The following is a 22,238-nucleotide window of genomic DNA, read 5'->3' as shown; positions in this document are numbered from 1 at the left end:
TGCTTCTAGCAAAGTAGTCGGCCCGTGGGCTTAACAGGGTAGCAGGGCCGTTGTGGATAATCTAATTGCGTTAAGTTATCAGATTTATATTTATGCACTCTCAATCTGTCTTCACAATTAAACTATAGCTTATTTAATCCGTTCTTCTTTCTTAATTATCAGCTTTGCAAATTTTAAAAGGTCTTAGTTTCAAGCGTGTTAGCACGTATGAAATTAAGACCTTTTTTCGTTGGTAAAGCCTGACATAGGGTGTATAGTAAACCCTAAAAACATTTGTCCGTTTTTTAGGACAATGTTTTGTCCAAAAAAACGGACAGGAGGTTTTTTATTTAAAGTCTTCTTTAGTGGCGGAAACAGTGAGCTTAGCGTTGTCAGAAATAGTAGTCTTAAAAAAAAGACTTTGTTTTGTCTGTTTTTTCGGACTGGGTGGGTTTTCGTAATTAGCGTTATTTGAAATAGTTAGTCGTAATAGTCTGTTTTAATAGAGTTTTTAGTTTTTAAAGAGGTTTGGCACAGAACTTGGAGTAGTGCTGAATGAGTATTCAATCTTGTGCCTGTAACAAGGCTCTGTGCGAAGCGTTTCTTTTCACAGGTTGTTTCTCTAAATTTTCTAAGGAGCGAACTTAATGGCTAAAATTATGAAGACAATGGATGGTAACACTGCAACAGCTCATGTAGCATATGCAATGAGCGACACTGCAGCCATCTACCCCATCACTCCATCCTCTACTATGGGTGAAGTTGCTGAAGAGTGGGCCGCACAAGGTCGTAAAAATATCTTCGGTCAGGTTTTAAGTGTAAAACAGCTTCAGTCTGAAGCTGGCGCAGCAGGCGCTGTTCATGGAGCACTTGCCGCTGGAGCACTTACTTCAACTTACACCGCATCGCAGGGTCTCCTGCTCATGATTCCTAACATGTACAAGATTTCCGGTGAACTTCTTCCCGGCGTCTTCCATGTTTCTGCCCGCGCAATCGCTGCACAGGCTCTTTCCATTTTCGGCGATCATCAGGACGTAATGGCTTGTCGCCAGACTGGTTTTGCAATGCTCGCTTCCAGTTCCGTACAGGAATGTATGGACATGTCACTTATTTCTCACCTTGCTTCAATCGAATCAAGCGTACCATTCATGCATTTCTTTGATGGATTCCGCACCTCTCACGAGATTCAGAAAATCGAAGTTATCGATTATGATGACATTGCATCCCTCGTTGATTGGGAAGCAATAGCTAGTTTCCGTGCCAGAGCGATGTCCCCTGAAAATCCTTCAATCCGCGGTACTGCTCAGAATCCAGATATTTACTATCAGGCTCGTGAAGCATGTAATCAATTTTACGATGACCTTCCTTCAGTAGTTCTTAACTGCATGAAGAGAGTCGGCGACCTTACTGGACGTTACTACAAGCCTTTCGACTTTGTAGGACATCCTGAAGCTGAAAGAGTTATCGTCGCAATGGGGTCCGGTTGTGAAGCTATCGAAGAAGTTGTCAACCACATGGTTGCAGACGGCGAAAAAGTTGGTCTTATCAAAGTCCGCATGTACCGTCCTTTCCTTACCGAACACTTCCTGCGCGTACTTCCTTCAACAACATCAAACATGACTGTTCTTGATCGTACAAAAGAGCCTGGCGCAATCGGCGATCCTCTGTACCAGGATATCTGTACTGCATTCATGGAAACTGGTGAGTCTCCTGTTATTACTGCTGGTCGTTACGGCCTCGGTTCTAAAGAATTCACTCCTAACATGGTCAAAGCTATCTTTGATAACATGACTGTTGCAGGTCCTAAAAATCATTTCAATGTCGGTATCGAAGACGATGTTACCAATACTTCTCTTGAAGTTGGTGCAGCTCTAGATACTACACCGGAAGGCACTGTTCAGTGTAAGTTCTGGGGACTTGGAGCTGACGGAACTGTCGGCGCTAACAAGCAGGCAATCAAAATCATCGGTGATAACACAGACATGTTTGCACAGGGTTACTTCGCATACGACTCCAAGAAGTCCGGCGGAATCACCATGTCTCACCTGCGTTTCGGTGATAAGCCAATCCAGTCAACTTACCTTGTAACAAGCGCTGACTTCATTGCTTGTCACAATTCAAGCTACGTTCATCTATATGATATCCTCGAAGGAATTAAAGATGGCGGAACTTTCCTTATCAACTCCCCTTGGTCAGTGGAAGACATGGAAAAAGAACTTCCAGCTTCCATGCGCCGCACCATCGCAGAAAAGAACCTCAAGTTCTTCACAATAGATGCTATTAAAATCGCTGCAGCAGCAGGTCTCGGTGGCCGTATTAATATGGTCATGCAGACTGCATTCTTTAAACTCTCCAGCGTGATTCCTTTTGATCAGGCTGTTGCTCTGCTCAAGGAATCTATCAAGAAAGCATACGGCAAGAAGGGCGATAAGATCGTCAACATGAACAATGCCGCAGTCGATCAGGCTGTCGCAAACCTTGTCGAAGTTAATTACCCTGATTCTTGGAAAAACCTCATTGATACAGAAGAGGCCGTCACGGATGAACCGGAATTCATCACTGACGTTGTTCGTCCGATTTTAGCTCAAAAAGGGGATAACCTGCCTGTTTCCGCTTTTGAGCCTGACGGTCTCTTCCCCCTTTCCACATCACAGTTTGAGAAACGCGGCGTAGCAGTAAATGTTCCGCAGTGGCTTCCTGAAAACTGTATCCAGTGTAACCAGTGTGCTTTCGTTTGTCCGCACGCTGCTATCCGTCCAGTTATTGCTACAGAAGAAGAACTGGAAAATGCACCGGCAACATTCGTAACTCTTGATGGCAAGGGTAAAGAACTTAAAGGTCTTAAATACCGTATGCAGGTCTACACTCAGGATTGTCTGGGTTGTGGAAACTGCGCTGATATATGTCCTGCTAAAGAAACAGCTCTGGTTATGCAGCCTATCGCTACCCAGACACCGACTGAAATTCCTAACCTTGAATTCGCAATGACTATTCCTGAAAAAGATGACCTCATGAGCAGAACTTCCGTTAAGGGAAGCCAGCTCCAGCGTCCTCTCATGGAATTCTCCGGTGCATGTGCCGGTTGTGGTGAGACTCCCTACGTTAAAGCTCTTACTCAGCTGTTCGGCGAACGCATGATCATTGCAAACGCAACTGGTTGTTCTTCAATCTGGGGCGCATCTGCTCCAACCACTCCTTACTGCACCAACAAGAACGGTCATGGCCCTGCATGGGGTAACTCACTGTTCGAAGATGCTGCTGAGTTCGGTTTCGGTATCGAAATGGGTGTTTCACACCGCCGCGAAAAACTTGCTGACCTCGTAACTGAAGCAATCGAAGCGGGCGTTCCTGCTGAGCTTGAAGAAGCAATGAGCGGATGGCTTGAAAATCGTAAAAATGCAGCTCTTTCTGAAGAGTACGGTAACAAGGTTCTTCAGGGTCTCTACTCTGTACCTCAGACACCTCTTCTTCACGAAATTGCAGATATGGAAGACCTCTTCACCAAGAAATCCCTCTGGGTATTCGGTGGTGACGGCTGGGCTTACGACATCGGTTTCGGCGGCGTAGATCACGTCCTCGCATCCGGTGAAGACGTCAATGTCTTCGTAATGGATACCGAAGTTTACTCAAACACTGGTGGTCAGGCTTCTAAAGCAACACCACTCGGATCCATCGCTAAGTTTGCTGCTTCCGGTAAGAGCACAGGTAAAAAAGACCTCGGTCGCATGATGATGACCTACGGTTATGTTTATGTAGCATCTGTCTCCATGGGAGCTAACAAACAGCAGTTCATGAAAGCTGTTCAGGAAGCTGAAGCTTACCCCGGTCCTTCTTTGGTTATTGCTTACGCACCTTGTATCAATCAGGGAATCAAGAAGGGTATGGGCAAAACTCAGTTAGAGATGAAGCTAGCAGTAGATTCAGGTTACTGGCCTCTCTACCGTTACAACCCACTGCTTGCTGACGACGGCAAGAATCCATTCATGCTAGAATCCAAAGCTCCAGACGGAACAATGCAGGACTTCCTTGCAGGTGAAAACCGTTACGGACTTCTGGAACGTATTAGCCCCGAAGCATCTAAAAAATATCGTGCGAAAATCGAGAAAGATTACAACGATCGTTACGGTATTTTAAGATATATGGCTGACGCTGATTTCAGCGAAAGCGAGTAAGATTCTCAACCGCTTGCGGGCGATCCTTATCTAGGGTCGTCCGTAGGCACCCCTTTTTATGCGGAATTGAAGGTGATGGTTTTTTCGAATTGTAATGCGGTTACAAAATTTTAACTTTCTAAGAGGAGAAAAGTAATATGCTTACTTTAATGGCTCTAGCACCAATCCTAACGGTGTTTTTCTTCCTGGTAATTCTACGCTGGCCTGCTAAAAAAGCAATGCCTCTGGCGCTTGTCGTAGTAACAATCCTAGCGTTCTTTCAATGGCAGGTTCCTGGAACAGTAATTTCTGCTTCCATCATTCAGGGTATTGCCATCTGTATCGCGATTTTGTGGATCGTATTCGGTGCACTATTCATGCTGAACACGCTGACTAACAGTGGTGCTCTTGCAACCATTCGTGCCGGTTTCATGGATATCACTCCTGACCGTCGAATTCAGGCAATCATTGTTGCATGGTGTTTCGGTGCATTCATTGAAGGAGCTGCTGGTTTTGGTACTCCTGCTGCTGTTTGTGCTCCTCTTCTTATGGCTCTTGGTTTCCCAGCAATGGGAGCTGTTACTGTTGCACTGATCATTCAGTCTACACCAGTTTCTTTCGGCGCAGTTGGTACACCAATTCTGCTTGGAGTTAAAACAGGTCTTGATAACCCGATCGTTCATGACATCTTGGCTGCAAACAACATTGCATTCATGGACTACATTTTCGAAATCGGTCGTAACGTAGCTCTCATTCACGGTATTATCGGGATCATGATTCCTACCTTCCTTGCAGTAATTCTTACTCGTTTCTTCGGTAAGGAAAAGTCTATCAAGAAAGGTCTCGAAATTCTTCCTTTCACAATCTTTGCTGGTCTTGCAGTAACAGTTCCTTACGTACTTACTGCATGGTTCCTCGGACCTGAATTCCCATCAATTGTTGGTGGTCTTGTTGGTCTTGCTCTAGTAGTTACTGCTGCTAAGAATAACTTCCTTACTCCTAAAGTTGCATGGGACTTCGCTCCACGTGAAGAATGGCCTAAGCACTGGATGGGTACATGGGAACCTAAGTTTGCTGCAGCTCCTGCACATATGACTCTTGCTAAGGCTTGGATGCCCTACGTCCTCGTCGGTCTCTTCCTCGTACTTTCTCGTAAGGTTGCATGGATCAAGGGTCTTCTCGTATCCGTAACTATCCCGGTTACCGATGTTTTCGGAACTGGCCTTGGATACGTAATCAAGCCTTTGTATGTTCCTGGATTTATCTTCGTACTTGCTATCGCCTGCGCATTCTTCATTCAGAGAATGAAGTTCTCTGACCTTAAGTCAGCAGCTGGTCAGTCCTTGAAGACAACAATTCAGGCTTCTTTCGCTCTTGGATTCGCAATCCCTATGGTTCGCGTATTCATTAACTCCGGCGCAAAGTTCAACGAATCTGGCTTGCTTGCAATGCCAATGGAACTTGCAAACGGTGTTGCTCAGATTGCTGGTTCAGCATGGACCGGACTTGCAGCAGTTATTGGAGCAATGGGCGCATTCATCGCTGGATCAAATACTGTATCCAACATGATGTTCTCTCTCTTCCAGTTCGGTGTTGCTTCCCAGATCGACGTACCTCAGTCCATCATCGTGGCACTACAGGCAGTCGGTGGAGCAGCTGGTAACATGATCACTGTTCATAACGTTGTTGCAGCAGCAGCAGTTGTTGGACTCATGGACCGTGAAGGTGAAATTATCCGTAAAACTCTTATCCCTCTGACCTACTACCTTGTAGCTGCAGCAATCATCGGAATGATTCTAGCTAATATCGGTTGGGGTGTGGTACTCTCTTAAATCATAAGAACTATATAACGTTTATTTAGAAAGGGAGGGGACCTTAGTTTCCCCTCCCAATTTGTAAAAGACATTTCAAGGAGAATAAAAATGGGTGCTGAAAAGCTTATCAAAGATTTCGAGGCAATAGTTGGTTCCGGTGGTGTGTTGTCGAGTGAGTCTGACCGTCATGCTTACTCCTACGACTCAGCAGTTCTCGATCCTGCACTGCCTGCTTTCGTAGTTAAGCCTAATAATACTGAACAACTTGGTCCTATTACCAAACTTTGTAATCAGCACGGCCTGCCTTTAACCGTTCGCGGAGCAGGAACAAATCTTTCTGGCGGAACCATTCCACATCCTGGTGGAATTGTTGTTCTGACCAATGGCCTTAATAAAATTATCGAGATTAATGAAGAAGATCTCTACGCAGTTGTAGAACCAGGTGTTGTAACAGCACAGTTCGCAGCAGAAGTTGCAAAACGCGGTCTTTTCTATCCTCCAGATCCAGGTAGTCAGGCTGTTTCCACTCTTGGTGGTAACGTAGCTGAAAATGCTGGCGGTCTTCGCGGCCTTAAGTACGGCGTTACTAAAGATTACGTTATGGGAATGGATTTCTTTGATGTTAACGGCGACCTCATCAAGTCCGGTTCACGCACAGTAAAATGTGTAACAGGCTACAATCTTGCTGGGCTCATGGTTGCTTCCGAAGGAACTCTCGGAGTTTTCAGCAACATTATTTTCAAGCTTGTTCCGCCTCCTAAAGCTCAGAAAGCTATGATGGCTGTTTTCGATAACATCGATAAAGCATCTGAAACAGTGGCGGCAATTATTGCTAACCACATTGTTCCATGTACTCTTGAACTACTTGATCATGTAACAATTAAATATGTTGAAGCATTCACCAAAGCGGGTCTTCCAACTGAAGCTCAGGCTATTCTCTTGATCGAAGTTGATGGTCACCCTGCTGAAGTTGCTGACGATGCTCAGAAAATTGTAGATATTTGTAATAAAATTGGTGCTACATCTGTTAAAGCTGCGGAAACAGCTGAAGAACGTGAAGCTCTATGGTTTGCTCGTCGTAATGCGCTTCCGGCTCTTGCCCGCGCACGGCCTACAACAGTTCTTGAAGATGCAACTGTTCCACGCAGCCAGATTCCTGCAATGATCCGCGGACTTAATAAGATTGCTGATAAGTACAAACTTTCCATCGGAACATTCGGTCACGCTGGTGATGGTAACCTCCATCCTACTATTCTTTGTGACAACAGAGATAAGCAGGAATTCCACCGCGTAGAAGAAGCTGTTAACGAAATTTTCGATGTAGCTCTTTCTCTTAAAGGAACTCTTTCCGGTGAACATGGAATCGGAATGGCTAAGTCCAAGTGGATGATAAAGGAAACTAATCAGGCCACTCTCGACTACTCCCTCAGAATGAAGAAAGCTATTGATCCAAAGGGAATTCTTAATCCCGGCAAAATCATCGAGGCTAGCTAAATGTCTGATGTTAAAAAATTAGCTGAAAAACTTATGGCTCTGGACGACCAGATGGTCGCCTGTATGAAGTGCGGTATGTGTCAGGCTGTTTGTCCTGTCTTTGCTGAAACCATGCAGGAAGCAGATGTTACTCGTGGCAAGATTGCTCTTCTTGAGAAACTTGCACATGAGATGATCAAAGATGCCGATCAGGTAAACGAAAAACTGAATAGATGTTTACTCTGCGGCTCTTGCGAAGCTAACTGTCCTAGCGGCGTTAAGATTATGGATATTTTCATTAAAGCTCGTGTTATCGTTACCGAGTACAAGGGATTATCCGCGACTAAGAAACTTATTTTTAAAGGTCTTTTGACCCGTCCTAAGTTGTTCAACTTACTAACAGATGTCAGTGCTAAGTTTCAGGGACCATTTGCCAGCGTAGCTGACAAGTCTGCCGGAACAGCAAGTTGTGCAATGCTTAATCCGCTTCTTGGTGAACGCCACTTCATGCCGCTCACTAAAAAGCCTTTCAGGAAAGATTACCCTAGTCTCGATTCACCTCGTGGAATCAGTGGTCTTAAGGTCGCGTTCTTCCCGGGTTGTGTTGTAGATAAAATGTTCCCGCATGTCGGGCATGCAGCTATAAAAGTGCTTGAGCACCATGGTGTAGGAATCTTCCTGCCTAAAGGGCAAGCCTGCTGCGGTATTCCTACTCTTGCATCCGGGGATCAAGATTCATTTATTGTTTTGATGAAGCAGAACATTAAAGCATTTGAGGATGGTAATTTTGATTACCTAGTAACTCCTTGTGCTACTTGTACAGCTACCATCAAAGAAACATGGATCAAAATGATCGAAGATGAAGATCCTATTTTCATAGAGAAAGTATCGGATCTTGCTGACAAGACAATGGATATTACTCAGTTCTTGATAGATGTTGTGGGCATCAGTGTTCCTGCTAAGTCTAAAGAGGGCGGTAAGGTCGTGACATATCATGATCCTTGTCACCTTGCTAAGTCTCTTGGCGTTACTGCTCAGCCTCGCGCACTACTTAAGAAAAATGATAAATATGAATTCAAGGAAATGAATGAAGCTAACCGTTGCTGTGGCTGCGGAGGTAGTTTCAACTTATACCATTACGATCTGTCAAAGAGTATCGGCGAACGCAAAGCTGATAACGTTAGAGCTGTTGGAGCGGAAGTCGTTACCACCTCATGTCCTGCATGTATGATGCAGCTTGGTGATATGCTTTCACAGTCCGGCGGTGGAATTGAAGTACAGCACGTACTTGAGATTTATGCTGATTCTATAGAAAAATAGTAAATTCTAGTCCAGATTGTAACTACAGTCTGGACTAGTTTGCAAAAAAGCGTTTTTATGGGAGCGGTTGGTTTTTATCGGGTAGTAGGAAAGTTATGTTACTTCCGCCCGTTGCCTTTTAGGCCGAACAGCGTGTTCTTATGTCTGATCCGGAAACCAGATGTCCAACCGTCCACGCGCCACACAGGAGATTTCCAGTGTCAAATAATTTATATATCACTGCCACCGAAGAGAAGAGCGGTAAATCTGCAATCGCCTTGGGCATTATGCAGCTACTGCTCAGAGACATACAGCATGTCGCAATTTTCAGACCTATCATTAATGATAACCAGACTGGTTCCCGCGATCACGATATTAATCTCATAATGAGCTACTTTAATCTTGGTATTGAGTACGAAGATACCTATGCATACACCTTAAAAGAAGCTCGTGAACTTATTAATGGCGGCAAGCATTCACTTCTTCTTGAAAATATACTTAATAAATACAGTCAGCTGGAAGAGAAGTACGACTTTGTTCTCTGTGAGGGAACCGATTTTCAGGGTAAAGATCAGAACTTTGAATTTGATATCAATGCTGAGATTGCGGCTAACCTCGGTTGTCCTGTTTTGCTTGTTGCAAATGGCAGAGGTAAAACAAACGAAGATATTATTGCATCCACCCAGCTCGTAATTGATGCTCTCGAAGATAAGGGTGTTGATACGGTTGCTGCTATAATTAATAGGATTACTGCTCCTGAATCTGAGATGGCTGAGATTCTTTCAAGTATTAAATGTAAGGCCAGATGTGCCCAGGATCTTCTTGTATATGCAATTGAAGAAGATGAAAGTCTCGGCAATCCAAGCATGAATGACGTGCGTAACTGGCTTGCTGCTTCCGTTTTATATGGTCATGGAAGACTTGATACACTGGTCGACGACTACGTTATTGCTGCTATGCGGATTGGTAACTTCCTTGAGTATATTGAATCTGGAAGCCTGATTATTACTCCCGGCGATCGTTCAGATATTATTTTGAGTAGTCTTGCCTCCAGACTATCTACATCTTTCCCTGACATTTCAGGAATTCTCCTTACTGGCGGATTGCAGCCAAGTTCAAGTGTGCACAGGTTGATCGAAGGGTGGACAGGTGTTCCTATTCCTATTCTGTCCGTAGATACAAATACTTATCGCACCACGCAGGTTCTTAGCGAACTTTATGGCCGAATTGACCCACATGATCAGCGTAAAACTGCTTCCGCTCTCGGAACTTTTGAATCTCACGTTAATACCAATGAGCTAAGACAGCGCCTTATCTCAACGAAGTCTGTTAAAGTTACTCCCAAAATGTTTGAGTACAAGCTTGTTCAGAAGGCAAAGGCACATAAGCAGTGCATCGTTCTTCCTGAAGGAACAGCTGAAAGAGTTCTTCGTGCAGCGGATATGCTTACTCGTCGCGGGGTTGCTAATATTGTTTTGCTTGGTAAAGCTGATAAAGTCGGTGCTAAGATTTCATCGCTCGGTCTCGAGATGCATGATGTCAGGATACTTGATCCTGAATCCTCTCCGCAATTCGAAGACTACTGTAATACTTACTTTAAGTTACGTGAGCATAAAGGCATCCGTATGTCTGATGCTAGAGACAGAATGCTTGATCCAACATACTTCGGGTCCATGATGGTTTACATGGGCGATGCTGATGGAATGGTTTCAGGGTCTGTTACTACTACAGCTCAGACAATTCGTCCTGCTTTTGAGTTTATTAAAACTAAGCCGGGTGCGTCCATTGTTTCCAGTGTGTTCTTGATGTGCCTGAAAGACCGCGTTCTTGTCTTTGGAGATTGTGCCGTTAATCCTAATCCTAATGCGGAACAGCTTGCAGAGATTGCACTCAGCTCGGCCGCAACAGCGAAAATTTTTGGTGTCGAGCCTAGGGTTGCTTTACTCTCATATTCAACAGGGCAGTCCGGTAAGGGCGCCGATGTTGAAAAAGTTAAGGAAGCTGTGCGTATAGCTAAAGAACGCAATCCAGATCTTTTGATTGAGGGACCTTTGCAGTATGACGCTGCAATAGATCCTTCTGTTGCTAAAACCAAGCTGCCGGACAGTGAAGTCGCAGGGCGTGCAACAGTATTCATTTTCCCCGACCTGAATACAGGTAACAATACTTATAAAGCGGTTCAGCGTTCAGCTGAGCAGTCGGTTGCAATCGGTCCTGTTTTGCAGGGTCTAAATAAGCCGGTTAATGACCTTTCCCGAGGTTGTACTGTTCCTGATATTGTTAACACCGTAGCCATAACAGCAGTTCAGGCTCAAGCAGAAAAGGGACTTATTTAAATGAAAATATTAGTAATAAACGCAGGAAGCTCATCTATAAAGTATCAGCTTCTTGATGCAAAAGACGGTTGTGCTCTTGCCTCTGGCATAGTTGAACGCATTGGTGATGATATGGGTAGCCTTACTCATAAAGGTTTCATTGGCAGTGCCAACGAATACAAAGAAAAAATGGAATGCCCTTTCCCGACTCATAGAGAAGGGATGCATGAAGTTGTAAAGCTTTTGGTTGATCCAGAAAAAGGAGTTATCAAAGACCACTCTGAAATTTCTGGAATCGGTCACCGCATAGTGCATGGTGGCGAGCGTTTCTATGCACCTGTCGAAATTGATGAAGATGTTCTTCAGGGAATCAGAGATGTTATCCCGTTAGCTCCATTGCACAACCCAGGTCACGTTATCGGTATTGAAGTTGCGATGGAACTATTTCCAGGTGTCAGGCAGGTTGCTGTTTTCGACACATCCTTCCACCAGACAATGGAACCGAAAGCATATCAATTCGGCGTTCCTTACGAACTTTATGAAGAGTTCGGTATCAGACGTTACGGTTTTCACGGAACATCTCACAAATTTGTGGCCCGCGAAGCAGCAAAATACCTTGGTAAGCCGATGGAAGAGTGCAATCTTGTAACGGTTCACCTTGGTAACGGAGCTTCTCTTTGCGCCATTAAAAACGGTAAATGTTATGACACTTCAATGGGATTAACTCCTCTTGGCGGAATCATAATGGGTACACGTTGCGGAGATATCGATCCTGCAATTATCGGATTTATTTGCGATAAAAAGGGAATGAGCGTTAGTGAAGTTGAACATATGCTCACTCATGATAGCGGGTTGAAAGGAATCTGCGGATCAAACGATTTGCGTGATATCCACACTCGTATTGAAGAAGGTGACGAACGTGCAGTTCTTGCCCTAGAAATGGCAACACATAGAGTTCGCCAATTCATAGGTTCTTATTTCTTTGAACTCGGCAGAGTTGATGCTGTAATATTCACTGCAGGTATCGGAGAGAACGATCCTGAATATAGAGCAAAAACCTGTGCAGATCTCGAAAACTTCGGTATCGTAATGGATAAAGATAAAAACTGGAATTGGGACAGAACTCCGTCAGCAATCAGTGCAGACGAAAGCCCAGTGAAAGTCTTGGTTATTGCGACCAATGAAGAACTTGAAATTGCTAATGATACTGTAGCTGTTCTCGGACTTTAGTAGATAGCTCTTAAGGATAATTCGGGGCAGGGAGTGGAAGTCTCTGCCCCGGATAAATGGATAGTTAGGTCGCTCCTAAGTGGAACGACCCAAAATAAACAGACCCTGGATCAGACTGTGGAAGTACTGATATGCTGCAACCGAGTGGAAGTCGATGCCGCGTTGTTCTAGGGCTTACTAACGGGTAATTTTTACCCGACATCGTGGAGAAAAAATGACAGTCAAAAGCGAAAATGTCAAACTTTTCACTGAAAAAGCCGAACTCGTCTCGGCCGTAGTGTCAGAGGTTTCGTCGTTAGCTGAAGCCTATCAGTATACAATTGATCTTTGCGGTAAAAAAGAAGCTTGCAAATTGCTAGTTTCAGGGTGTGAAGAAGCGCTCTCAGATAAAGCTGATGCACTTTGTGAAACCAAATTTGGTAAAACAATTGCTGCTCCTGCTCTCAATAAAAAACAATTTTCCGCCCTTGAGAAACAGTGCGTAGAGAATGGATTTCAGCTTCTGAAAGACGGACTCCGCAAACACTTAGGTGGCATCGATATCGGGTTTACTTTTGCCGATCACGGCATTGCAGAAACCGGAACTATTGTCCTTAACTCCCGCAGTGAAGAGCTCAGAATAGCAACAATGATCAGCGAAGTTCACGTTGCTGTACTACCAAAATCCAAGATTGTTGCAGATTCGTATGCGCTTGAATCCTACATGGAAGAATGCATGAGAAGTTGCGATTACACCGCATTCATTACTGGCCCAAGCCGTACTGCTGATATCGAGCGCGTTCTTGCCATCGGTGTACATGGACCGTTGGAACTTCATATTCTTCTTTTGGAGGACAAATAATGCAGGATGCTAAAAGTTTTAAAGAGTATAAAACTCAGGTCAGAGAAGCTTTAGGTGACGATTTTCTGCGGACCGCAATGGACAATTTTGCCATTGCCTATCGTGCAAGCAGGGCAAATGCCTTCAAAGAAATTGATGATAAAGCACTGATAAAAGATATTGCTGAAGCAAAAGCATGTTCCACTGCGAATATGGATGAGCTTTACGCTCAGTTCAAAGAAGAAGCAGAAAAGAACGGCGCTGTTGTTCACTTAGCTGCAGATGCGCAAGAAGCTAATGAAATCATTGCCCGTATCGCAAAAGACGAAAACTGCACAAAAATTGTGAAGTCTAAGTCAATGACTGCGGAGGAAACTCTTCTAAATCACCATTTAGAAGCTGAGAACCTTGAAGTTGTCGAAACTGACCTAGGTGAGTGGATCATCCAGCTTCGTCATGAAGGTCCTAGCCATATGGTTATGCCCGCTATTCATCTCTCCCGTCATCAGGTCAGCGATACGTTTACCGATGCAACTGGCAAAAAGCAGGATGCTGATATTCAGAAGCTTGTTAAAGTTGCTCGTCGGGAACTGCGCCAGAAATTTACTGAAGCCGATATGGGTGTTTCTGGTTGTAACTTCGCAATCGCGGAGACTGGAACCATCGGTATCGTAACTAATGAAGGTAACGCTAGACTCGTTACCACTTTGCCAAGAGTTCATGTTGCTCTGATGGGTCTTGATAAGCTCACACCAAAATTACATGACGCTTTACGCGTTCTCAGAGCCTTGCCTCGTAATGCTACAGGGCAGGCGATCACTTCTTATGTTACCTGGATCACCGGGTCTAACGAGTGTGCCGTGGCTGAGGATGACAGGAAGAAAGTGCACTTCGTGTTTTTGGACAATGGAAGACGTGCTCTCGCTAAAGACCCGGTGTTCGCTCAAGTGCTACAATGCGTTCGCTGCGGAGCATGTGCCAATGTCTGTCCTGTTTATCGCATGGTCGGCGGCCACAAGATGGGCCATATCTATATAGGGGCTATCGGCCTCATTCTCACTTACTTCTTCCACGGAACTGATAAGGCTAAGAATCTTGTACAGAACTGCATTAACTGCGGGGCCTGTAAAGAAATTTGCGCCGGCGGCATAGATCTCCCAGGATTGATTAAAGAGATTCACGCCAGAATTCAGGACGAGGAAGGGCATCCGCTATCATCCGCGCTTCTTGGAAAGATGATGAAAAACCGCAAACTGTTCCATAAGTTCCTGCGCATTGCAAAATATGCTCAGAAACCTGTAGCAGGAAATGACGGTTTCCTTCGTCATCTACCGATGATCTTTGCGCCGGATCACGATTTCAGATCACTACCTGTAGTTGCAGAAGTTCCATTCAGGGATATGTGGGCAAAAGTTAAGCCTGCAAAAACAGCTAATCCTAAATATAAAGTCGCGATTTTCTCCGGCTGTGTTCAGGATTTTGTATACCCAGAACAGTCTGTCGCAACCGTTGAAAGTATGCGTGGCAAGGGTGTTGAACTTGAATATCCGATGGATCAGTCCTGTTGTGGACTACCGCTTCAGATGATGGGTGAGAAGGTCGCAGGGCGTGACGTTGCCATCCAGAACATGGAAGCATTTGAAAATTCAGACTGCGAGTATATTTTGACCATGTGTGCATCCTGCGCATCACATCTCAAACATAACTATCCTAAGATGCTCGGACATGATCCTAAGTACGCCATTCGCGTTCAGGAATTTGCAGATAAGGTCATTGATTACAGCTCATTTATGAATGATGTTGTCGGGATTTATGAGGCTGATTTCAGACAGACTAAAGGTGATAAAGTTACCTATCACGCTCCTTGTCATCTTTGCAGAGGGCTGGACGTTAAAGCCGCTCCTCGCGAATTGATGGTTAAAGCAGGGCTTGAATATATTGAATGTGCTGAAGAAGAAGTCTGCTGTGGATTTGGTGGAACTTACTCTGTAAAATTTCCTAAAATATCAGAACAGCTTCTTTCAAAGAAAATGCACAACGTAGAAGAGACCCGTGCAGAAGTTCTTCTTACAGACTGCCCCGGTTGCGTAATGCAGCTTCGCGGTGGAGCAAATAAGAATGGTCTTGATATTGAAGTAAAACACGTAGCAGAGCTTATAGCTGAGCGCAGAAAATAGTTTTAATTCCCTCGGCTGGCCTTGCAGCTTAGCATGGCAGTCGGGGGTTCAAATTTCAACGGAGCGGCATAAATAGACATTGCCTCCAAAACCGACACCTTCACCTCGCAACTGAATAGTATCGGGTCTTCTGCCGCATGATCAAGGCTTTTCCATTCGCTCGCCCGGTGGGAAAGCCTTTTTTGGGCAATTACTAATCCTTTTTTTTGAACATGACGATTAATTAGGTTATAGGTTGATTTGAACATTTCTTTATTAGTTTGTTATGGATTTGAAATGATTTGTAATTTTATTTGAAAGGGAGAACCTTATGATCAAGAATTTATCTATTGGAGGCAGATTTATATTGCTTCTAGTGACAATGTTTTTGTTTCTGCTTTTAAGTGGCTCTATGTTTATGATGCAGAATCAAGAAATTGCCGATTATGGAGTCAATCAAGTTCAGAAGGTTATGCTTGCAGATCAAAAAGCTAAAATTAAAGTCGCCACTAAAACAATTGCTCTTTCTTTAGGCGAAGATTTGAAAGATGTTCCTGGGCTGGACAATAAAATTAAATTTATAAGAAAATCTGTTGATAAAATTAGATTTGAAGATGATAAGTCTGGATATTTCTTTGTGTATAAAGGGACAACCAATGTAGCTTTGCCTCCCAAGAAATCGCTTCAAGGTAAGGATTTAAAAGGGGCTAAAGATAAAAATGGCGTTTATTTTGTTCAGGAGCTCGACCGTGCAGCAAACGCTGGCGGAGGATTTGTTTCCTACGTTTACGATAAGCCCGGTAAGGGAATTCAGCCGAAACTTGGTTATGCTCTTTTGATACCTGGCACAGATATGTGGATTGGAACAGGCGTATATATTGATAATATTGATGTAGAAGCGGATCGTATCAGCAGTGCGATGATTAGCACGGCTAAATCGGGAACGATTAAGATTGTTATGATCGTTGGCGCTATTTTGCTTTTCTTGATTATTCCACTATGTATTTTTATGGTCCGGTCAATCACCAGCCCTCTTCAGGATTCTACCGATGCCGCAACAAAAGTTGCTTCCGGTGATTTGACAGTACAGCTTGACCCGCAAGGTAAGAACGAAATTTCTACCCTACAAAATGCGTTGAATGATATGGTCGTGACCTTGTCTTCTAATTTAGAGAATATTAAAATAAAAGGTGCAGAGGCTGAAGAACAGACTCGCGTTGCTAAACTGGCAGCGGAGGAAGCGAATGAAGCGCGGATGCAGGCAGAAGGTGCAAAGCGCGAAGGTATGCATATGGCTGCAGACAAGTTGGAGTCTGTATTAAAAAATATTGTTGAGATTTCTAAAAATGTTGAAGAAAGTACAGACCAGATCATGATTGGTAGTGATTTCCAGAAGCAGCGTATTACAGAAACTGCGACGGCAATGGAAGAAATGAATGCCACAGTTCTGGAAGTTGCACGAAATGCTACAGAGACCAATCAGGATACTGAAGATACAAAAGATAAAGCAACTGAGGGGCAGCAGGTTGTTCTGGGTACGATCGAGTCAATGGTTAGAATTCAAACACAGACCAATGAACTCGAAGAATTGATGGGCAAGCTTAGCACTCAGTCTATTGATATCGGTAAAGTTATAGGTGTAATTAATGACATTGCGGATCAGACAAATCTGCTGGCACTTAATGCGGCTATCGAAGCAGCGCGGGCTGGTGAAGCTGGACGTGGGTTTGCTGTTGTTGCTGACGAAGTTCGTAAGCTTGCAGAGAAAACCATCGGCGCTACAGACGAAGTTGAAAAGAGTATTGCTTTAATTCAGTCTCTTGCTAAGCAGAACATTTCAGGAATGCAGATAGCTGTTAAGGCTATCAGTGAGGCTACTAGGCATTCTAGGTCTTCAGGGGAAGTTCTTGCAGAAATTGTAGAGCTTGCTGGAAATGCGGCCGGACAGGTTCAGTCTATTGCAACAGCAGCAGAAGAGCAGTCTGCAACTTCAGAAGAGATTAACCGCAGTATTGGAGAAATTGATTCCATGACTGAGGATAACGCAAGAAGTAGTATGCGAGCTGCTGAAGGTGCTAAAGACCTTTCTGGAGAAGTTGATGCTCTTGTTTCCTTGGTAGAAGAGTTAAGAACGTAACTTCTCTGTCTATGAGAAGAATTGATATAATAGGGGCTAGTGGTCTTTTCTTTACTGCCTTCTTTGCAGTTTAGATGTTTATTTTTTTTAAAAATCAGGAGTATTTTAATGATTAAGCATATTGTTATGTGGACACTGAAGGATGAAGCCGCGGGCGGTACCGCGGCTGAAAATGGGTTGAAAATGAAAGAAATGTTAGAAAACCTGTCTGGTAAAATTGAAGGTCTCAAACATATTGAAGTCAGCGTAGACACTTTTGGTGCAATTCCTGATTGCAGCGTTGTTTTATATTCTGAATTTGAGACGACACAGGATCTTGATTTTTATCAAACTCATCCATTACATCAGGAATGCGGATCATTTATAAAGCAGGTCGCAGCTTCAAGAAGTGCTGTTGATTATGTAATTTAATAGTTTTTAGCAAAGTAGATTTAAGGCGTTGGAAGTTAATTAACTTCCAACGCCTTTTTTATTTTGTATTTGCCATTAACGGTACAATGAAGAGAGTGCAATTAATATACTATTGTAGCGAGTGCTTACTCACTTGCGGTGTGGGGCGAATTCATTATTGATTTGCAGTGTATTCATCTTCTTTAGTAATCATTAATAGCTTATGTAAATTTTTTTATAAGATTAAAAGATTGCTTGTTATTAAAATTATAAAATAACTATAGGCAATTTTTGATTGTTGGAAGCTTGCATAGTTGAGTTTCCACATAAAAATGTATTGCTTGAAGCTAAATAAATATATTTTTTAAAGTCCCTGTATTTAAAATAAAATACTATTAATAAACCTCTAAGTCGTGTATATTCTACTCAGTTTTCAGAGTTTGGCGGCCTATTGGAGCCCTCTGATGTTTTTCTTAAATAATAATTTAGTTGGGAGGGGGTCCTATGTTTAAAAATTTATCAATCGGATCCAGATTTTTCTTTCTGTTGGCTCTTATGGTTGTATTTCTAGTGGTTACCGGAGCTCTTTTTCTTGGTGCCATTAGGGATATTACTGAGTACGGGGTAAGTGAAACTCAAAAAGTGATGCTTGCAGACCAGAAAGATAAGGTTTTAGTTGCGACTAAGAGTATGGCTCTTTCGCTTGGCGAAGAGTTGAAGATTATTAAGGGTGATAATGAGAGACTTGAATTCATACGCCATGCTTTAGATCCTATTAGGTATGAAAAGGATAGCTCTGGCTACTTTTTCGTTTATAAGGGAACCGTAAATATGGTTATGCCACCCAAGAAGTCTTTACAGGGTAAGGATCTTAAGGGGCTTAAAGACCAAAATGGATTATACGTTATTCAGGAACTGGATAAGGTTGCGCACAATGGCGGAGGCTACGTAGCCTACGACTTTGAAAAGCCCGGGGCTGGAATTCAGCCTAAGATAAGTTATGCTCAGATGATTCCCGGAACTGACCTATGGATAGGAACTGGCGTATACATCGATAATATCGATAGCGAAAAAGAACGTATTGGCGGAGCTATGAATGCTAGCGCTGATGCCATCACCATGAAGATAGTAATTGGAGCAGGGGGAATATTCCTTATATTGATCCTGCCTTTGAGTTTGTACTTGATCAGGACTATTGTGACTCCATTGCGAGAATCAACTGATGCTGCAACCGCTGTTGCAGAGGGTAATCTCGATGTAAGTCTTGACCCTCAAGGTCGAAATGAAATCTCAACCTTGCAGATGGCACTTAACTCTATGGTTTCGACATTATCTGAAAATATCGAAAGTATTAAGGTTAAGAGCGCGGAAGCTCAGGATCAGACTCGAATTGCAAAGGCCGCAGCGGCTGAGGCTCAAGAAGCCACAAAGCGTGCTGAAGGCGCTAAGAAGGAAGGTATGCTCGCTGCAGCCGAAAAATTGCAGAGTGTAATTGACCGTGTCTCAACAATTACTGATGAAGTAACAAGCAGTGCTGATGAGATCCTGAGTGGTAGTGAATTCCAGAAGCAACGAGTAGCTGAAACTGCAACTGCAATGGAAGAGATGAATGCGACTGTTCTTGAGGTTGCACGAAACGCTTCTGAGACAAATGAAAGCTCTGAAATGTCCATGGCGAAGGCGACTGAAGGGGCCAAGATGGTTCAGGGAACCGTTGACGCCATGACCGACATTCAGCAGAGGACAGGAGTTCTTAAGGAAACAATGGAACAACTTGGCACAGAGTCCGTCGAAATCGGTAATGTGCTTGGTGTCATTAATGATATTGCTGACCAGACAAATTTGCTTGCTCTTAATGCTGCAATCGAGGCAGCCAGAGCAGGTGAAGCAGGCAGAGGATTTGCTGTCGTTGCAGATGAAGTTCGGAAGCTCGCAGAAAAGACCATTGGAGCAACAGACCAAGTTGAAAGCAGTATTAATTCTATTCAGAAGCTTGCACGTGAAAATGTTCAGGGTATGGATGCAACCGTAATTGCGGTTGAAAAGGCCACTGACCTTTCTCGTGAATCTGGGAACATGCTTGGTGAAATAGTTGATTTGGCCAAGAATTCAGCAGATCAAGTTCGCTCCATAGCAACCGCTGCCGAGCAGCAGTCAGCAACATCGGAAGAGATTAACCGCAGTGTCGGTGAAATTGATTCAATGACAGAAGAGAATACAAGAAACAGTCAGCTGGCATCTGAGGGAACTCAGAATCTGTCTGAGGAAGTTCAAATTCTGCTCGCGTTAGTCGAAGACCTGAGACAGGGTGATTGATATATTAATAATTAAAGTAAAAGGGCTGAGACCATTAGGTCTCAGCCCTTTTTAGATTCTCCAGATCCTTTTAGGCCGGAGGCGTCGTGGCTTGTGAACAATTAGAGATAGCTCAAAGGTACCTTACAGATCAGTTGAAATTGAATCCGACGGAGTTGGATGCTTTTGTCAAAGAAGTTACAAACTCCTTGCGAGTTATCATGGATAGGCTTGATGAGGCTATTGATGAAGGAGACTTTGATGAAATAATAATCACAGCGCACACTCTTAAGGGTAGTCTTGCAAATCTGGGGTTAGCAGAAATGAGCATAGTAGCGAAGAATATAGAACTCGGAGCGCAGAGTACGACTCCGGCTCATTTGGCTTGCTATTTTATGAGGCTGAAAAGAGAACTCACCTGTCTTTTATAAAATTTCAAATAGGCCTAATATAAAAGGCCCGGAAGTAATCTTCCGGGCCTTTTGTATTAGGTGTTTAAAAATCTAACAGCTCGCCCTTCCGACCAGAGCTGTTTTTCTTGCGGTAAGTTGGTAAAACCGACATGGCCGCCATAGTTCGGGATTTGCAGCGACAAATTATTGTTGTTTTGTGCTTCTACGATGGGATAACATTCAGACGCTAGAAACGGGTCATCCTTTGCGTTCAGGATTAAGGATGGGACCTTGATCTTGTGCAGGAATTGTTTGCATGAGGCTTTCTCATAATAGTCAAAAGCGTCTTTGAATCCGTGTACTGGCGCAGTGTATTCGTTGTCGAATCCGATAATATTTTTGATACCCGCCAATCTTTTCAGCGGAAAAAGTTCCGGAAATTGTAGGCTTTTAGCTTTTACTTTCTTTTTAAGTGAGTGCAAAAAATAGTGATTATATAAAATATTAGATGGCTTACACAGCTGTTTTGCAGAAGAGGTAAGGTCGCAGGGCACTGAGATTCCGATGCCTCTTATTACTTCGGGTGGAACCAGTTCAGGAGCTTCACCCAAATATTTCATAACCTGATTTCCACCTACACTAAACCCTATAAGAGCTGCGTCTTCATATATCCCATGCTTAAGTCCGTATTCAAGAACTGTATGGAGATCTTCTGTTTGTCCGCTATGGTACATTTGTGCTTTTTTATTCATGGCACTACCACAGCCTCTAAAGTTGTAAGTAATGCAATCCCATCCGGAAAGAACCATCGCTCGAGCCATGCCAAGTACATAGTGCCTTCGTGAGTTTCCTTCCAGCCCATGGGCAATTACGACGAGTCTTGTGCTTCCAGCCAGGTGCCAATCGATATCCAAGAAATCACCATCAGGGGTGTCGATCTTTCTTCTGATGACAGGTGGAAGAGAAACTTTTCTGAAAAGCCGTGGAAATATGGTCTGAAGATGACCGGACTGGAGGGGGAACTTTGGTTTAAATGGCGGCGGCTGCAATAAGGGCATTTGGTAAGAATATCCGTCCTTTGGTTTACGTCTTTGAAACCAGATTGTGGTGTATGATTGAAAAAAGGTGAATCTATTTAATTAAAGATATACCTAGGATTGGCTGGTGTCAAAAGCAGAAGTGAATCTTTATTCGATTTTATATATAAAACTCTTATTGTAGCAAAAGTTTAAGTCCGATCATGATCAGAACAATTCCGCCTACTAGTTCGGCTATATGGCTGTAGCGAGAGGCTGCGGAAAATTTTCTACCGAGCTGTATTCCGATAGCCGTTAGTACAAAAGCAGTAATCCCGATCAGTACTGAGGGCATGACTATTGGGTAGTCTAGAATGGAAAAAGAGAGACCTACAGCAAGCGCGTCAAGGCTGGTGGCAACTGATAAGAATATAAGTGAAAATCCCGTTGTGGGGTCTTTGTCAACATCACAGGAATCGTCTTTTTGGAAAGACTCATAAATCATTTTTCCACCGACAAATGATAATAGCAGGAAAGAAATCCACGGGGCGTAAAGCTCCACCATGGATTTAACCGTAAGGCCGGCTGCCCAGCCTAAAAGCGGCATCAAACCTTGAAAAAGACCAAAGCTGAGTGCGAGTCTGAAAGTCTGACGTCCTGTAACTTTAGACATACAGAGACCGCATGCAACAGCGATAGTGAAGGCATCCATTGCAAGGGCTACAGAGATTATTATTATTTCGTATAAGGGCATAAGAAAGATTCTTGTCT

The 22,238-nt window shown here is 43.6% G+C and carries 14 protein-coding genes; 12 read left to right on the top strand and 2 right to left on the bottom strand.

The window, feature by feature from the left end; genetic code table 11:
- The first annotated feature begins 626 nt into the window (after window positions 1–626).
- From nifJ to BR06_RS20660, 12 genes are all read left to right on the top strand, one after another.
- Window positions 627–4,151, top strand: a complete 3,525-nt coding sequence (gene nifJ / locus BR06_RS0101150; protein ID WP_031479284.1) for a pyruvate:ferredoxin (flavodoxin) oxidoreductase — start codon at window positions 627–629, stop codon at window positions 4,149–4,151.
- Between the two features lie 137 nt (window positions 4,152–4,288).
- Window positions 4,289–5,962: an L-lactate permease gene (locus BR06_RS0101145; protein WP_031479282.1), complete on the top strand. Its 1,674-nt coding sequence runs from the start codon at window positions 4,289–4,291 to the stop codon at window positions 5,960–5,962.
- 90 nt (window positions 5,963–6,052) lie between these two features.
- Window positions 6,053–7,438: an FAD-binding oxidoreductase gene (locus BR06_RS0101140; RefSeq protein ID WP_031479280.1), complete on the top strand. Its 1,386-nt coding sequence runs from the start codon at window positions 6,053–6,055 to the stop codon at window positions 7,436–7,438.
- Window positions 7,439–8,737, top strand: a complete 1,299-nt coding sequence (locus tag BR06_RS0101135) for a (Fe-S)-binding protein (RefSeq protein ID WP_031479278.1) — start codon at window positions 7,439–7,441, stop codon at window positions 8,735–8,737.
- Window positions 8,738–8,934: 197 nt separating this feature from the next.
- Window positions 8,935–11,052, top strand: a complete 2,118-nt coding sequence (gene pta / locus BR06_RS0101130; protein ID WP_031479276.1) for a phosphate acetyltransferase — start codon at window positions 8,935–8,937, stop codon at window positions 11,050–11,052.
- Window positions 11,053–12,261 carry an acetate kinase gene (locus tag BR06_RS0101125; protein ID WP_031479275.1) on the top strand — a complete coding sequence of 403 codons (1,209 nt, stop codon included), beginning with the start codon at window positions 11,053–11,055 and terminating at the stop codon, window positions 12,259–12,261. It begins immediately after the preceding gene.
- A 214-nt stretch (window positions 12,262–12,475) separates the two neighbouring features.
- The gene (locus BR06_RS0101120) at window positions 12,476–13,102 is read left to right on the top strand and encodes a lactate utilization protein (RefSeq protein ID WP_031479274.1); all 627 of its coding nucleotides are present in this window, start codon (window positions 12,476–12,478) and stop codon (window positions 13,100–13,102) included.
- Window positions 13,102–15,258 (top strand): L-lactate dehydrogenase (quinone) large subunit LdhH, encoded by a 2,157-nt coding sequence (gene ldhH / locus BR06_RS0101115; protein WP_031479273.1) that lies wholly within the window; start codon window positions 13,102–13,104, stop codon window positions 15,256–15,258. Before BR06_RS0101120 ends, ldhH begins: the two co-directional genes overlap by 1 nt.
- Before the next feature lie 310 nt (window positions 15,259–15,568).
- Entirely contained in the window at window positions 15,569–17,374 is a 1,806-nt protein-coding gene (locus tag BR06_RS0101105) for a methyl-accepting chemotaxis protein (RefSeq protein WP_031479271.1), read from the top strand.
- A gap of 108 nt (window positions 17,375–17,482) precedes the next feature.
- Window positions 17,483–17,785, top strand: coding sequence for a Dabb family protein (locus BR06_RS0101100; protein ID WP_031479270.1), 303 nt, complete (start codon window positions 17,483–17,485; stop codon window positions 17,783–17,785).
- A 483-nt stretch (window positions 17,786–18,268) separates the two neighbouring features.
- Window positions 18,269–20,080 carry a methyl-accepting chemotaxis protein gene (locus tag BR06_RS0101095; protein WP_031479269.1) on the top strand — a complete coding sequence of 604 codons (1,812 nt, stop codon included), beginning with the start codon at window positions 18,269–18,271 and terminating at the stop codon, window positions 20,078–20,080.
- Window positions 20,081–20,166: 86 nt separating this feature from the next.
- Window positions 20,167–20,490 (top strand): Hpt domain-containing protein, encoded by a 324-nt coding sequence (locus BR06_RS20660; RefSeq protein ID WP_031479268.1) that lies wholly within the window; start codon window positions 20,167–20,169, stop codon window positions 20,488–20,490.
- A gap of 56 nt (window positions 20,491–20,546) precedes the next feature.
- Here the strand turns inward: BR06_RS20660 and BR06_RS0101085 are convergent, their stop codons facing one another.
- Entirely contained in the window at window positions 20,547–21,509 is a 963-nt protein-coding gene (locus tag BR06_RS0101085) for a YheT family hydrolase (protein ID WP_031479267.1), read from the bottom strand.
- A 154-nt stretch (window positions 21,510–21,663) separates the two neighbouring features.
- On the bottom strand, window positions 21,664–22,221 hold the full coding sequence (locus BR06_RS0101080; RefSeq protein ID WP_031479266.1) for a manganese efflux pump MntP: 558 nt from the start codon (window positions 22,219–22,221) through the stop codon (window positions 21,664–21,666).
- Window positions 22,222–22,238 lie beyond the last annotated feature (17 nt).

Origin of the sequence: Maridesulfovibrio frigidus DSM 17176 (assembly GCF_000711735.1) — a bacterium.
GTDB lineage: Bacteria > Desulfobacterota > Desulfovibrionia > Desulfovibrionales > Desulfovibrionaceae > Maridesulfovibrio > Maridesulfovibrio frigidus.
This window is presented reverse-complemented; position numbering and strand designations above follow the sequence as displayed.

What these genes read in the sequence shown, in the direction of transcription:
- nifJ (WP_031479284.1), top strand. Translation starts at nt 627, where the DNA reads ATGGCTAAAATTATGAAGACAATGGATGGTAACACTGCAACAGCTCAT.
- BR06_RS0101145 (WP_031479282.1), top strand. Translation starts at nt 4,289, where the DNA reads ATGCTTACTTTAATGGCTCTAGCACCAATCCTAACGGTGTTTTTCTTC.
- BR06_RS0101140 (WP_031479280.1), top strand. Translation starts at nt 6,053, where the DNA reads ATGGGTGCTGAAAAGCTTATCAAAGATTTCGAGGCAATAGTTGGTTCC.
- BR06_RS0101135 (WP_031479278.1), top strand. Translation starts at nt 7,439, where the DNA reads ATGTCTGATGTTAAAAAATTAGCTGAAAAACTTATGGCTCTGGACGAC.
- BR06_RS0101125 (WP_031479275.1), top strand. Translation starts at nt 11,053, where the DNA reads ATGAAAATATTAGTAATAAACGCAGGAAGCTCATCTATAAAGTATCAG.
- BR06_RS0101120 (WP_031479274.1), top strand. Translation starts at nt 12,476, where the DNA reads ATGACAGTCAAAAGCGAAAATGTCAAACTTTTCACTGAAAAAGCCGAA.
- ldhH (WP_031479273.1), top strand. Translation starts at nt 13,102, where the DNA reads ATGCAGGATGCTAAAAGTTTTAAAGAGTATAAAACTCAGGTCAGAGAA.
- BR06_RS0101105 (WP_031479271.1), top strand. Translation starts at nt 15,569, where the DNA reads ATGATCAAGAATTTATCTATTGGAGGCAGATTTATATTGCTTCTAGTG.
- BR06_RS0101100 (WP_031479270.1), top strand. Translation starts at nt 17,483, where the DNA reads ATGATTAAGCATATTGTTATGTGGACACTGAAGGATGAAGCCGCGGGC.
- BR06_RS0101095 (WP_031479269.1), top strand. Translation starts at nt 18,269, where the DNA reads ATGTTTAAAAATTTATCAATCGGATCCAGATTTTTCTTTCTGTTGGCT.
- BR06_RS0101085 (WP_031479267.1), bottom strand. Translation starts at nt 21,509, where the DNA reads ATGCCCTTATTGCAGCCGCCGCCATTTAAACCAAAGTTCCCCCTCCAG.
- BR06_RS0101080 (WP_031479266.1), bottom strand. Translation starts at nt 22,221, where the DNA reads ATGCCCTTATACGAAATAATAATAATCTCTGTAGCCCTTGCAATGGAT.